Raw genomic sequence first — 12831 nt, 5'->3', positions numbered from 1 at the left:
GTTCTTACCGACCATATCGGACGCCAACGGACAACAAAAAACCCGCAAAGCCTTACGCTGTGCGGGTTTTTGGTCTTCTTTGTTCCTGTCTGGAACGTTATTTGGTGGAGCTGGGGGGATTTGAACCCCCGTCCAAAATTACTACATCCTCGGTACTACATGCTTAGTCACTCTTTACATTCGCCAACCCGCTGCGGAGAGACACGCCACGAATTGACTAGCTCGATTGGTTTTAATGCTTCCGCCCCGAGCAGGACTTCCACACGATCCTGTGAAGGATGACCTTCCGTTTCCCTAGGACACAGGCAAGCTAGGGGAGAAGGGCTCAGCGCAGGTTATTAAGCTGCGAGTGCGTAGTTTTCGTCGTTTGCGACTATTTTTTTGCGGTTTATTAACGAGGCCTACCGCACCTCGGCATGCACCTTGGGTTTCGTGAATCTTGTCGAATCCAGAATCAGCCCCAAGTTGTCAAAAGCGATTGTACGCAAAAATCCTGTCATGGCAAGGCGTTGATGGCAATCGACCGGCTGGTGCCGGTCGATTGCTGGTTTATTGGCCGCCGAGCATCGACAGCTGGCACACCTCAACCGCGGTTTTTGTTCTTCATGATGCGGGACTTTTCCCGATCCCATTCGCGGGCTTTGGTGTCTTCCCGCTTGTCGTGTTCCTTCTTGCCCTTCACCAGGCCGATCTCGACCTTGACCCAGCACTCTTTCCAGTAGAGCGCCAGCGGCACTATGGTGTAGCCCTGGCGTGCAACCAGGCTCTCGAGCTTGTCGAGTTCGCGGCGGCTCAGCAGCAGTTTGCGGGTCCGGGTCGGATCGCAGACCACGTGGCTGGAGGCGGCGTTCAGTGGCAGGAAGGTGGAGCCAAACAGGAAGGCTTCACCCTGCATGAAGATGACATAGGCTTCGCTGATGTTGGCTTTGCCCGCCCGCAGGGATTTCACTTCCCACCCTTGCAGGGACAGGCCGGCTTCCACGCGCTCTTCGATGAAGTATTCGTGGCGGGCGGCTCTGTTGAGTGCAATGGTGCTGGACCCGGCTTTGTTTTTACTGTTCTTTTTGCTCATGACGGGGGCCTTCGGCAATGTTGATGAAGGCGCATTATACGTGGGTGGCGGCGGCTGTAAAACGCGCAACCGCTCGAGTGGTGGCTTTGTGAGCGATCCTGGGGGGATTTCGGCTGACGAGGTGTGTATACGTGATGAGTGATGGTGAAAAAATGAGCGATTGGTCGGGTGATGGCTTTATGAACCGTTTCGGCGGTGATTTTGGCTGACAAGATGGTAAAATCGGGCCGATTGGATGAGGAAAGACCATGCCCCGGATTACTCGCAGTGCCCTGGTAATGTTCAGCGCGGAACAGATGTTCCGGCTGGTCAATGATGTTCACGCTTATCCCGAGTTCTTGCCCGGCTGCGTCGGTAGCCGCGTCCACGAGAGGGGGGAAGACTACATGATGGCCTCGGTCGATGTGGCCAAGGCGGGGATCGCCAAGACCTTCACCACCCGCAACCTGCTCGACGCCAATCGCCAGATCAGGATGGAGCTGGTGGAGGGGCCCTTCAGCAAGCTGGCGGGTTGGTGGACCTTCACCCCGCTCGATGTGGATGCCTGCAAGGTGGAGTTCGATCTCGATTTCGAATTCACCTCCAAGTTGATCGAACTGGCCTTTGGCCAGATCTTCCGCGATCTGGTGGGCTCCATGGTGCTCGCCTTCTCCAACCGCGCCAAGGTGGTCTACGGTGTCTGATCTGCTCAATATCGAAGTCGCCTATGCCCTGCCGGAGCGGCAGACAGTGCTGCGGATCCGGGTTGCCTCCGGCACCAGCGTGCTGGCCGCCATCGAGCAGTCCGGCATAGTGCAGAAACACCCGGAGATCGATCTCTCGGTCAACAAGTTCGGTATCTATAGCCGACCGGTCAAGGGCGCCGAACTGGTGCAGGAGGGGGATCGCATCGAGATCTACCGACCGCTGATCGCCGATCCCAAGGAGATGCGCAAGAAGCGGGCCGAGAAGGCCAAGGAAGAGGGGCGAGCCGATGTGGTCACCGGTGGTCGACCCGATGTGCACCGCAAGCGGGACGATGGTGAATCGGCCTGACGCAGGCTGAATGCCTGGCAATAACAAGAGGCGCCACGGCGCCTCTTGTTATTGGGTGCTGCTCAGCATCGCCAAGACAGGGTGTTATGCCGTCAGATCAAGGGATCACAGCATGAGCAGCCGCTCGTTTTCCACCGTCTCGACGCCGTCCTGCAACTCGGCGAGCACACTCATGGCGTGGGCCACCTGACTCGCCTCGATGGCGCGCCAGCGCTGGAATCGCCCTCGCAGCAGCGGCCTGATGAGCGGATAGAGTGCCTGGATAAGCTGCTCGGATTTGCGCGGTGGCTGGCGATTGCCGAGCAGCATGGCGGGGCGGACGATGGCGAGCCGTTGCCACTCTTGCGCCAGCAAGGCCTGTTCCATGTCGCCCTTGGTGCGGGGGTAGAGGGCCGGGGAGCGGGGATTGGCGCCGAGGCTGGAGACGACCAGCAGGCGGCGGCAACCGTGGCGACGGGCGAGGGCGGCGAAGGCCAGCACATAGTCGAGATCCACCCGGCGAAAGGCGGTGTCGGAGCCGGCGTCCTTGCGGGTGGTGCCGAGGCAACAGAAGGCGAGTTCGATGGGGGCGGGCAGGGTCACCTCGTCCAGTTGCTCGAAGTCCACCGCCAGCCAGTGTCGTCCGGGAGCGGATTCGCCCGGCTTGCGGCAGAGCAGGGTCAGCTCATGTGCAGGGCCGAGTTGGCGGACGAGCTCTCGGCCGATGAGGCCGGTGGCGCCGGCTATCAATATCTGGCTCACGGTGATGTCCTTAAGGGGCTGGGCTTAGTTATCAGCCTATAAAACAAAACCGGCCTTGGCCGGTTTTGTTGGGTATCACAGCGGGGTGGTGAAGGCCGCCGGGAGCGGGAAGTCTCCCGTGGCGGTAGCCAGTCGGTCACCCACGAAGTTCAGGGTCAGTTCCTTGCGTTCCTTGTCACCGCGCCCTGGCTGGAATTCATAGAGATAATACCAGGTGTTGGGGTCAAAACCGTCGCGCAGCATGGGGGAACCCAACACGAACTCGACCTGCTCGCGGGTCATGCCCTGGCGCAGCTTGTCGACCTGTTTTTGTTCCACATAGTTGCCCTGGGGAATATCGATGCGATAGACCAGGCTGCAACCGGACAGAGTGAGGGCGGTCAGGGCCGCGGCAATCAGGTGTTTCATCCGCATATCGGGTTCAGATCATCCATACAGTCTTTTTAGCTCGGCAAATCATACCCACTCCCCGTGCGGAAGTAAAAAGCCATTGATCCTCCAGCCAATAAAAAGGGCCGCCAGGCGGCCCCTTGCCAATGCGCGAAGCGTTACATGGCGGCGCGGAAGATGGCGACGATCTCGGCATGGCTCGCCTGCATGGGGTTGGTTAAGCCGCAGGCATCTTTCAGGGCGTTGCTGGCCAGTACCTCGAAGTCATCTGCCCTGACCCCGAGCAGCTCCAGACCGGCCGGGATCGCCACATCCTGCGCGAGCCGTTTGATGGCCTGGATGGCGGCGGCGGCGCCTTGCTCATCGCTCATGGCGCTGACATCCACCCCCATGTGATGGGCGACGTCCTTGAGGCGAGCGGCACTGACCTGGGCGTTGTAGGCCTGCACGTGGGGCAGCAGGATGGCGTTGCAGACGCCGTGAGGCAAGTCGTAGAAGCCGCCGAGCTGGTGTGCCATGGCGTGCACGTAACCCAGGCTCGCATTGTTGAACGCCATGCCCGCCAGGAACTGGGCATAGGCCATCTGCTCGCGAGCGTGCAGATCATCGCCCTGCTTGACGGCGGTGCGCAGGTGTCGGGCAATCAGCTGAATCGCCATGATGGCGCTGGCATCGGTGACCGGGGTGGCGGCGATGGAGACATAGGCTTCGATGGCGTGGGTCAGCGCATCCATGCCGGTGGCGGCGGTGAGGCCGGCGGGCTTGGCCAGCATCAGCTCGGGATCGTTGACCGACATCAGCGGGGTGACGTGCTTGTCGACGATGGCCATCTTCACCTGACGGGCCTCGTCGGTGATGATGCAAAAACGGGTCATCTCGGAGGCGGTACCGGCGGTGGTATTGATGGCGATGAGCGGCAGCTGCGGCCTGGCGGAGCGATCCACCCCCTCGTAGTCCTTGATGCTGCCGCCGTTGGCGGCGACCAGAGCGATGCCCTTGGCGCAGTCGTGGGGCGAGCCACCGCCCAGCGAGATGACGCAGTCGCACTGGTTGGCCTTGAGCATGGCCAGGCCGGCTTCCACATTGATCATGGTCGGGTTGGGCTTGGTCTCGTCGAACACTGCGCTTTCAATGCCATGTTCTGTCAGCAGGCTGGCCACCTTGGCGACCACGCCTATCTAATTGAGGATCTTGTCGGTGACGATCAGCGCCTTGCGAAAGCCATGGCCCTTGATATCGGCTGTCGCCTCTTGCAGGCAGCCAGCGCCCATCAGATTGACCGCGGGAATATAGAATTTGAATGTCGCCATGATGGACTCCGTATGATTAGCCATTAAGTGGTATGCGAGCGCCAACATAACAGCTGATGAGGAGATAAACAGGGGTCAATAGTATCTGGTTTGCAACTTTGTGGACTCGATCGTGCTCTTGTTTAGGGCGGACAGAGAGGGCTTGACAAGGGGTGAAAATGAAAGGTGGGTGAAAAACGTTTTTCAGGAAATTCATCAGCTTAGCAAACGTTTTGCGTGGAATCTGTCACTGTCAATGCGTGGAAGTGTGAGATGCTTCAAGGAATTGGAAAGCGCTTTCGACCATAGTGGCGCCTCCCCATAATGAGGGGAGAGCAGGCTTGAAAGTACCATAAAGAATCATCTTAACTTGCCCCCTGACCATGCTGGTGGGGAGCAACCAGGAGTCCACTATGTCTGATGTTTTCCACTTGGGTTTGAAGAAAGCTGATCTGCAAGGCGCCACCTTGGCGATCGTCCCCGGTGATCCCGAGCGCGTGAAGCGTATCGCAGAACTGTTGGATAACCCGGTGCACCTGGCCAGCCATCGTGAATTCACTACCTGGCGTGGTGAAATGGGCGGCACCGCCGTGATCATCTGCTCTACCGGCATCGGTGGCCCGTCCACCTCCATCGCGGTAGAAGAGCTGGCACAGCTGGGCATCCGTACCTTCCTGCGCATCGGCACCACCGGCGCCATCCAGCCGCACCTGAACGTGGGCGACGTGATCGTTACCACCGGTTCCGTGCGCCTCGACGGTGCCAGCCTGCACTTCGCGCCGATGGAATTCCCGGCCGTTGCCGACTTCGAGTGCACCACCGCACTGGTCGAAACTGCCAAGGAGCTGGGCTCCAAGCTGCACGTGGGCGTGACCGCTTCTTCCGATACCTTCTATCCGGGTCAGGAGCGTTACGACACCGTATCCGGCCGCGTAGTGAGCCGTTTCCAGGGTTCCATGAAAGAGTGGCAAGCCATGGGCGTGCTGAACTACGAGATGGAATCTGCCACCCTGCTGACCATGTGTGCCAGCCAGGGCCTGCGCGCCGGTATGGTGGCGGGTATCATCGTCAACCGTACCCAGCAAGAGATCCCGAGTGCGGCCACCATGGCAAAAACCGAATCTGATGCCATCAAGATCGTGCTGGGCGCCGCCCGCAAGCTGATCTGATAGCACACACCGAGTGGGGGGTGGGGGCCGTTGCGAAAGCGCGGCCCCTATCTTTATCTGCCGTTTATGCCTTTCCCCGTTTTTTCTCCTCGCCCCGAGCAACATCGCCAGCCAGTCAGACTGCCCTCTTAGAAGGGACTGGCACATCTCGCTGCCATCGGCTCGCCGCTCACCGGGTGGATGAAGTCGAGCTCGCTGGCGTGCAGCATCAGCCTGGGTGTCTGTGCTGTGCCCGGCTGCATCAGGCCGCCATAGAGATCACAGCCCAGGATGGGGTGACCCAGTTGCTGGCAGTGGATGCGCAGCTGGTGGGTGCGACCGGTCTCGGGCACGAGCCGTACCCGGCTGAGCCGCAGTGGCTCACCTGTTTCGCTCTCGCGGCTCAGGCGCGCCAGCACCCGATAGCGGGAGCGGGCCGGCTTGCCGCTGAGGGCGCAGATCTTCATCAGCGGAAACAACGCCGGATCCTTGGCGATGGGGGCATCGATCAGCCCCTCGTCATCGACCGGATGACCGCACAGCAGGGCCTCGTAGGCTTTGGTCACGGCGCGCTGGCTGAACTGGTGGCAGAGCTGGGCGTTGACGGCCTTGTTCCTGGCCACCACCATGATCCCCGAGGTGCCAAAGTCGAGGCGATGCACCAGGGTGCAACCGGGGAAATCCTGTACCAACCGATAGTGTACCGAGTCGAGGTTCTGCGGGTTCTTGCCCGAGAGGCTGAGCAGGCCGCTCGGTTTGTCGATGACAAGCAGGTGCTCATCCTGGTAGAGGATCCCTATGCTGGCGTGGCAAGGGGGGGCGATAAAGGTGTCGACGATGACAGACATGGCGCGGGTCAAGGCAGAGGGTGGGGCGGGATGATAGCCAATTTTTCCTCCCCCCGCGAACCCGGTGAGGCCAGGTTGCCGGTTTTATCGGCAAAGGGGCCGGGCCAGGGGCTGCCCGGGTCCGTTTTGTGACGTTCTGCCGAGTTAAAGGGCCGCCCTGTTGTTATGGTGTGGCTCCCGTTCGCCGTGGTCTGCGTCGATGACTGGCGCTGGGGCCGCTCCCTGGGCTAGACTGCCGGGTCTGATCGGGCCGTGCATAGGGTGGGAATGGCACAGTGAGTCGCTATCCTCTCAATAGATAGCCGGCGAACATCCAGGGGGAACCGGGCCGGCTCGGGCTTCATCGACCTGCCAGAGCAGCGTCTGCGGGCATTTAACTAACCATGGGAATGGATAAGGGGCGGAGGATGTGGAAAGAGACGTTGGCATTGCTGGCCTGCGTACAACTGGCAGGATGTGCCACGCCATTCGAGTCGATGTGGCAAGGGCTGGCGACCTGTGACCTGGACCAGCTCCACCTTGATAGCGAGACGGGCGAGCCGTCCCATCCGTTGCTCAAGACCTTTACCCCCGACAAGGTGACGGACGGCTTCGCCTGGTACAAGACCCATCAGGAGTTGCACGGTCTGCCCATCACGGGATTCCTCATCCCGGCCTCGACTTTCGAGGTGCACGCCCTCTTCGTCGACACCCCCATCGCCAACGCGCGTCGGCTGACCCACAACGCCTATGGCAGCGAGTTCAGCGATGAGCGCAAACATGATCTGGGGGAGGCTCCCCTGCTGCTGCGGGATCCCAACAACCCCAAGCGCACCATCATCGACTGCACCAAGGGGGAATCGGCAGAGCCGCTGCCGGAGGAGCCGTTCCCGGAGGAGTAGGCGCGGCAAAGCCGCAACGACCCGATACGAGAGAGGGGAGCCATGGCTCCCCTCTCTGTTTATGTGTTCCCGGCTGCCGATGCATCGCACTGGCCATGACTCAGGGGTAGCTCAGAACCTGTTGGATAGCGGCCAGAGTGGCCGTTATCCAGACCGGGTTGGATAGCTCCCCGGTCGGCTATACAACTGGGGATGATTATCCTTCAGGGGTAGCTCAGAACCTGTTTGATGGCGGCCAGATTGGCCGTTATCCAGACCGGGTTGGATAGCTCCCCGGTCGCTGATGCAACAGGGGATGATTATCCTTCAGGGGTAGCTCAGAACCTGTTTGATGGCGGTCAGATTGGCCGTTATCCAGACCGGGTTGATGGGCCCCCAGTCGCCGATCCGGTAGTGGCCTTGCAGGTGACGCGCCCCCTCGGTCTGCTCGAAGCTGCACAGAATATCGAGCTCCGCCAGGGCCGTCAGGGTGTCCTGGGCGGTGCGCCTCGGCATCCCGGTCGCCGCCATGATGGCGGGGATGGTGTCGGTGCCCTGGCTTATCAGGTGAGCAACGTAGAGCCGGCGATAGAAACTGGTCCGGGTCTTGCTCGGCTCGCTCATATCTCGTCCTCGAGCCGGTCGAAGTAGCGCCAGGTTGCGATGGCAGCCTTGCCCATCACCAGCGCCCAGAGACCGAACCAGAACCAGCGGAAGAAGCTCCAGGTGGAGGCGTCGGGCTCGGTGCTCTCAATCTTGGTGACGTTCGGGAACAGGGAGAACATGTTCACGCGCCAGCCGTAGGAGGTGATGATGGCCAGACGCTTCTCGAACTCCATGGACTTGGCCTTGGCCTGCACATCGGCGGCGTTGAACTTGAAGTAGAAGGGCCAGCCCCAGAGGGTATCCTCGTTGCGGAACACCCGGATCTTCTCGCCGGGACGCTCGGTATAGATGTAATAGACATCGACGGTGGGGCCGTCAGCCGGGTTCTTCTGGCTGATGGGGCCATCCTTGTCGGTGCGCTTCACCTCGACCCCGGTGATGGTGGCGATGGTGTGTTCCGGCAGGTAGTAGTCGAGCCAGAGCGCGGAGAGCAGGGCGATGAGCCCCAGGACGATAAAGGCGGGTTTCTTGAACTTGAGGCTCATGGTGTTCTCTGGGTGAGGGGGAATGACGTGCCTCTACAATACCCATATTTGAGCATGGAGCCCAGCCCCTAATGGCACCTTAAAGTCAAAAGTATCGTTTAAAACCGGGAGAGGCCGCGCTGGTACGGCGGCTCGGGCCCAGAATGCGGGGCCCGAGCGTCGCTCGCGAAGGGCAACGAGAGCTGGAACTGGGGCCGCTGCTTGCGTTGCTGTTCGGCGAGCTGTGACAGTGCGTGACTGGCGGCGGCGCTCTGGCTGATGCCCGTCACGCTCTGGTTCACTATCTCGTGGATGTTGGTGAGGTTGCGGCCGATGTCGGCGGTGACGCAGGATTGCTCCTCGGCGGTGGTGGCTACCTGGGCATTGGCGCCGTTGATCTGGTTGACCGCGCCAGGCGAAAAGGTTTTTTCTTGTGTTAAAAGAGTGTGATAGGCAAGATCACTGGGTTATTGGCATGGAGGTGTAGTGTGTCTGATTGGATTGATCCCGCCATTCTGGCGTTGTTTGTACCCACGTTCTTTTTCGTCTCCGTCACGCCTGGGATGTGCATGACCCTGGCGATGACCCTCGGCATGAGTCTGGGGGTGCGCCGTACTCTGCACATGATGTGGGGGGAGCTCATCGGGGTTGGGCTGGTCTCGGTGCTGTCCGTGGTCGGGGTGGCTGCCGTCATGCTCAACTACCCGGCGCTGTTCTCGGCGTTCAAGTACGTGGGGGGCGCCTATCTGGTCTGGCTCGGCATCCAGATGTGGCAGGCGAAGGGCAAGATGGCCATCCCGGCCGACCTGTCGGCAGGGCAGGAGACCAAGCCGCTCGGACTGGCGCTGCAAGGTTTCGTCACCGCCATCGCCAACCCCAAGGGCTGGGCCTTCATGGTCTCCCTGCTGCCGCCTTTCATCAACGCGGCCAAGCCGATGGCGCCACAGATCGGCGCGCTGGTGACGCTCATTCTCATCATCGAGTTCTCCTGTCTGCTGCTCTACGCGAGCGGCGGCCGCACCCTGCGCCACTTCCTCGCCAAAAGCGGCAACGTCACCCTGATGAACCGCATTGCCGGCTCCCTGATGCTGTTTGTCGGCGTCTGGCTGGCCTTCGGCTGACAGCATCCGCCATGCAAAAAGGCCACCTCCCGGGAGGTGGCCTTTTTTGTGGCCTTCTGGCGCTGGCGCCGATGATTCAGTCGGTCAGGCAGTCCGGATCGAACACATATTCCCCCGCCAGCCAGCGCAGGATCTCGTTCACGCAGACCTGATCCTGGAACGGCAGGTAGCGGGTCTTGAGGTGGATCACCTGCTCTTGGGTGAGCTGGGCCAGCCCGATATCCTGGAACAGCGGCAGATCGGCCTGGATCATGGCGGAGATCTGGGGGCCACAGGTGGCGTTGAGGGAGGCGTGCAGCGCCTTGTCCGGATCGTACTGCTTGCCGAGCTTGTAGCTCATGGGCAGGGTGGCGAGCGGCAGCACCGAGAGCGCTGCCTGCTTCATGGGGTTGACCGCGTGGCCGGCCACCAGCTCGCCGAGCTCGGCGGGGCGGTTCTCGAAGGCGCGCAGGTGCAGGTAGCTGCTGGCCTTGCTGCCGTCGTTGACCGGGTAGTTGTCCCACAGGAAAGGCTTGCGGTGCAGCCAGTCGGCGGCCTGCTTGAGGTGCGCCACCGGGTATTCGGTGGAGCAGACCCTGGGGCCGGTCCAGAAGATGTCAAAACGCTTGTCCAGCCCCTGACCGAGATCGGTCAGGTAGTGGGGGGGCATGGCGCCGAACACTTTCTCCAGCACCGGATCCGTGGAGTAGTAGCTGGGGCAGAACAGCAATCGGCCGGCCTGGGTGTGGGCCGCGATGTCGTGGGCGATGGTGAGCTGCCAGTGGGCGAGATCCGGGGTGTCGCCGGTCATGTCGTCAAACAGCACCGCCAGAATATCGGGCTTGAGCGCCTCGTCGATGAGCCGCACCTTCTCCAGCAGGGCCGCTCGCTTGTGCGGGTAGTCGTGATGGGCACCCATGGGGCTCAGGCCCACCCCGAAGGCCAGACCGTTGTCACGGCACTGCTGGGCGAGGCGGCGCAGATCGTCGAGCTGCTGGGCGGGCCAGGGCTGGGCCCAGTGCTTGCGCAGATAGCCGTCTTCTTTCGGCGCGTAAATATAGAAACCATAGCCATGGCGGGGCAGCCACTGGGCGTAGCGGGCGCGGGCATCCCAGCTCCAGCCCTTGCCAAAGAAGCCCTCGATGAGGCCCAGCTTGGGGGAGGGAGGATACAGACCAGACAACAGGGTTTGGTAAGGCATAATATTCTCCCTTATCACTGAAAACCTGCTCACCACCTTGTAAAAAGTTGTGAAACAGGAAGATATGCTGCTCTAAACCTTGTTTATGACTGCAAACAGCGGTTGTCGCGCGCTTGTTATCCCGGATGACCGCCGGCAACAGATGTCGGGCGGCTGTTATTCAACATAGCCAGCGGCGGGCCTAGACGGGATCTTCTTCCAGGAAGCGAACCCCGATCTTGCGGGGCTCACCCTCTTCCATCTCCGCCACCGTCCAGAGCAGACCCTGCCAGGTGAAATGGTCGCCGACCACCAGATTATCGCCCAACTGTCCGGCGATAAAGTTGCCGAGGGTCTGATCCGCTACCTCGCTCACATCCAGCCCGTACAACGGGGCGAGATCCACCAGTCTGGCGGCCGCCTCCAGCAGGAAGTCACCGAAGAAGCGCGGGCCCAGATCCTGTTCCGGCGCCTGGCTGAACAGCTGGCCGAGGGCGGGAAGGTCACGCTCGTGGCCGATGACGCAGAGGATGTCATCGGATTGCAGGCAGGTACTGCCCGAGGGGTGCAACAGCTCCTGCCCGCGAAACAGGGCGCAGATGCGGGTGCCCTCCGGCATGCGCAGCTCCCGCAGGGGAGAGCCGATGCACCACTTCTCGGCGCTCAGGCGATAGACGAAGGTCTCCCACTGGCTGTCGAGATCGATCTCGAGCCCGGATCTATTGATGGGGGAGGGCGGTGCCGGCACCTCGACGCGGGCCAGCTTCGAGGCCAGCGGCAGCGAGCTGCCCTGCAGGATGAGGGAGACCAGCACCACGAAGAAGGCGACGTTGAAGTAGAGCTGGGCGTTGGGCAGCCCCGCCATCATGGGGAAGACCGCCAGGATGATGGGCACGGCGCCGCGCAACCCCACCCAGGAGATGAACCAGCGCTCGCGCGGCGCGAAGTTCTTGAACGGCAGCAGGCCGACCCAGACCGAGATCGGGCGGGCGAACAGGATCATCCACATGGACAAGGCGAGCGCGGGCAGGGCGATGGGCAGCAGGTTGCTGGGGGTCACGAGCAGCCCCAGCACCAGGAACATGCCGATCTGGCTGAGCCAGGTCAGGCCGTCCAGCACCGACAGCGTGGTGCTGCGGCTGCGCAGGGAGAGGTTGCCGAGCAGCAGGCCGGTGAGGTAGATGGCGAGGATGCCGCTGCCCCCCACCGCCGTGGTGAGGGCGAAGATCAGCAGGCCGCCGCTGACGGTGAGCAGGGGATAGAGACCGGGGGCCAGCTTGGCGCTGTTGATCAGGCGCCACAGCAGCCAGCCGCCTCCCAGACCGATGCCCGCCCCCATGCCGAACTGCTGCAGCAGTTGCAGCAGCAGGAAACCGGCGTCCAGTCCCTGCTGGGCGGTGGCCAGCACCTCGATCAGGGTGACGGTGAGAAACACCGCCATGGGATCGTTGCTGCCGGACTCGATCTCCAGGGTGGCGCTGACCCGCTCGTTGAGGCTGCGGCCTCCGAGCAGGGAGAACACCGCCGCCGCATCGGTGGAGCCGACGATGGCGCCGATGAGCATGCCCTGCATCAGGCTGAGATCGAACAACCAGGCTGCGGCGAGGCCGGTCAGGGCGGTGGTGATGGCGACCCCGACCGTGGCGAGCGACAGGGCGGGCCAGAGCGCGACCCGAAACGAGGAGACCCGGGTGCGCATGCCGCCATCGAGCAGGATGACCGCGAGCGCCAGGTTGCCGACCAGATAGGCGGTGGAGTAGTTGGCGAAGTGAATGCCGCCGGGACCGTCCTCACCGGCCAGCATGCCGACGGCGAGGAATATGACCAGAATGGGGATGCCGAGCCGGGAGGAGAGCGCACTTAACAGGACACTGGCTCCCACCAACAAGGCGCCGATAAAGAAGAAACTGTTGATGGTGGTGGCATCCAATGGCGAACTCCTCGTAGCGATCCGCAAAAACAGGCACATTATATGCAGTTTGGCCCCCTTTGTGTGGCTTAATTGTGCATTAATTTGCAGTTTTTTACGTTTACAGTG

13 protein-coding genes, 1 other RNA gene and 2 pseudogenes are annotated in these 12831 nt (G+C 61.6%); 5 read left to right on the top strand and 11 right to left on the bottom strand.

The features are described 5' to 3' along the window. Positions 1 to 102 precede the first annotated feature (102 nt). Positions 103 to 462: a transfer-messenger RNA gene (ssrA, locus tag ACZ9IL_RS11140) on the bottom strand. Positions 463 to 583: 121 nt separating this feature from the next. Further along, on the bottom strand, positions 584 to 1072 hold the full coding sequence (smpB, locus tag ACZ9IL_RS11135) for an SsrA-binding protein SmpB (RefSeq protein ID WP_476003576.1): 489 nt from the start codon (positions 1070 to 1072) through the stop codon (positions 584 to 586). A 248-nt stretch (positions 1073 to 1320) separates the two neighbouring features. Here smpB and ACZ9IL_RS11130 point away from each other — a divergent pair, with 248 nt between their 5' ends. Both ACZ9IL_RS11130 and ACZ9IL_RS11125 read left to right on the top strand, forming a co-directional pair. After that, positions 1321 to 1755: an SRPBCC family protein gene (locus ACZ9IL_RS11130; RefSeq protein WP_476003575.1), complete on the top strand. Its 435-nt coding sequence runs from the start codon at positions 1321 to 1323 to the stop codon at positions 1753 to 1755. Beyond that, entirely contained in the window at positions 1748 to 2107 is a 360-nt protein-coding gene (locus ACZ9IL_RS11125) for an RnfH family protein (protein WP_476003574.1), read from the top strand. The genes ACZ9IL_RS11130 and ACZ9IL_RS11125 overlap by 8 nt, the downstream gene beginning before the upstream one ends. Positions 2108 to 2212: 105 nt before the next feature. Here the strand turns inward: ACZ9IL_RS11125 and ACZ9IL_RS11120 are convergent, their stop codons facing one another. From ACZ9IL_RS11120 to yiaY, 3 genes and pseudogenes are all read right to left on the bottom strand, one after another. Then, positions 2213 to 2848, bottom strand: coding sequence for an NAD(P)H-binding protein (locus tag ACZ9IL_RS11120; RefSeq protein ID WP_476003573.1), 636 nt, complete (start codon positions 2846 to 2848; stop codon positions 2213 to 2215). Positions 2849 to 2923: 75 nt separating this feature from the next. Then, on the bottom strand, positions 2924 to 3262 hold the full coding sequence (locus ACZ9IL_RS11115; protein ID WP_005325779.1) for an outer membrane protein assembly factor BamE: 339 nt from the start codon (positions 3260 to 3262) through the stop codon (positions 2924 to 2926). Positions 3263 to 3396: 134 nt separating this feature from the next. Further along, positions 3397 to 4548: pseudogene (yiaY, locus tag ACZ9IL_RS11110) on the bottom strand (L-threonine dehydrogenase). A gap of 392 nt (positions 4549 to 4940) precedes the next feature. On the opposite strand from yiaY, the gene udp reads away from it, so the two are divergent. After that, positions 4941 to 5696 carry a uridine phosphorylase gene (gene udp, locus ACZ9IL_RS11105; protein WP_476003572.1) on the top strand — a complete coding sequence of 252 codons (756 nt, stop codon included), beginning with the start codon at positions 4941 to 4943 and terminating at the stop codon, positions 5694 to 5696. A 128-nt stretch (positions 5697 to 5824) separates the two neighbouring features. Here udp and ACZ9IL_RS11100 read toward each other — a convergent pair whose 3' ends face one another. Further along, a complete protein-coding gene (locus ACZ9IL_RS11100) occupies positions 5825 to 6523 on the bottom strand; it encodes an RluA family pseudouridine synthase (protein ID WP_476003571.1) in 699 nt (232 codons plus the stop codon). Positions 6524 to 6930: 407 nt separating this feature from the next. On the opposite strand from ACZ9IL_RS11100, the gene ACZ9IL_RS11095 reads away from it, so the two are divergent. Beyond that, entirely contained in the window at positions 6931 to 7404 is a 474-nt protein-coding gene (locus ACZ9IL_RS11095) for a hypothetical protein (RefSeq protein ID WP_476003570.1), read from the top strand. Between the two features lie 306 nt (positions 7405 to 7710). On the opposite strand, the gene ACZ9IL_RS11090 is transcribed toward ACZ9IL_RS11095, so the two are convergent. The 3 genes and pseudogenes from ACZ9IL_RS11090 to ACZ9IL_RS11080 form a co-directional block, all read right to left on the bottom strand. Beyond that, entirely contained in the window at positions 7711 to 8007 is a 297-nt protein-coding gene (locus ACZ9IL_RS11090; protein WP_476003569.1) for a winged helix-turn-helix domain-containing protein, read from the bottom strand. Beyond that, on the bottom strand, positions 8004 to 8534 hold the full coding sequence (locus tag ACZ9IL_RS11085; RefSeq protein ID WP_476003568.1) for a DUF1523 family protein: 531 nt from the start codon (positions 8532 to 8534) through the stop codon (positions 8004 to 8006). The genes ACZ9IL_RS11090 and ACZ9IL_RS11085 overlap by 4 nt, the downstream gene beginning before the upstream one ends. 179 nt (positions 8535 to 8713) lie before the next feature. Next, a pseudogene (locus ACZ9IL_RS11080) lies at positions 8714 to 8923 on the bottom strand (methyl-accepting chemotaxis protein); the annotation flags it as partial. Positions 8924 to 9001: 78 nt separating this feature from the next. Between ACZ9IL_RS11080 and ACZ9IL_RS11075 the strand changes: the two are divergent. Further along, positions 9002 to 9634: a LysE family translocator gene (locus ACZ9IL_RS11075; RefSeq protein WP_476003567.1), complete on the top strand. Its 633-nt coding sequence runs from the start codon at positions 9002 to 9004 to the stop codon at positions 9632 to 9634. Between the two features lie 76 nt (positions 9635 to 9710). Here the strand turns inward: ACZ9IL_RS11075 and ACZ9IL_RS11070 are convergent, their stop codons facing one another. Then, a complete protein-coding gene (locus tag ACZ9IL_RS11070) occupies positions 9711 to 10814 on the bottom strand; it encodes a beta-N-acetylglucosaminidase domain-containing protein (RefSeq protein WP_476003566.1) in 1104 nt (367 codons plus the stop codon). Positions 10815 to 10995: 181 nt separating this feature from the next. Next, complete coding sequence (locus ACZ9IL_RS11065) at positions 10996 to 12723, bottom strand: potassium/proton antiporter (RefSeq protein ID WP_476003565.1); 1728 nt, start codon at positions 12721 to 12723, stop codon at positions 10996 to 10998. Positions 12724 to 12831: the final 108 nt, after the last annotated feature.

It is taken from the genome of Aeromonas sp. TECH754 (genome assembly GCF_056279295.1).
The sequence above is the reverse complement of the archived record's forward strand: the minus strand, read 5'-3'. Positions and strand labels throughout refer to the sequence as shown.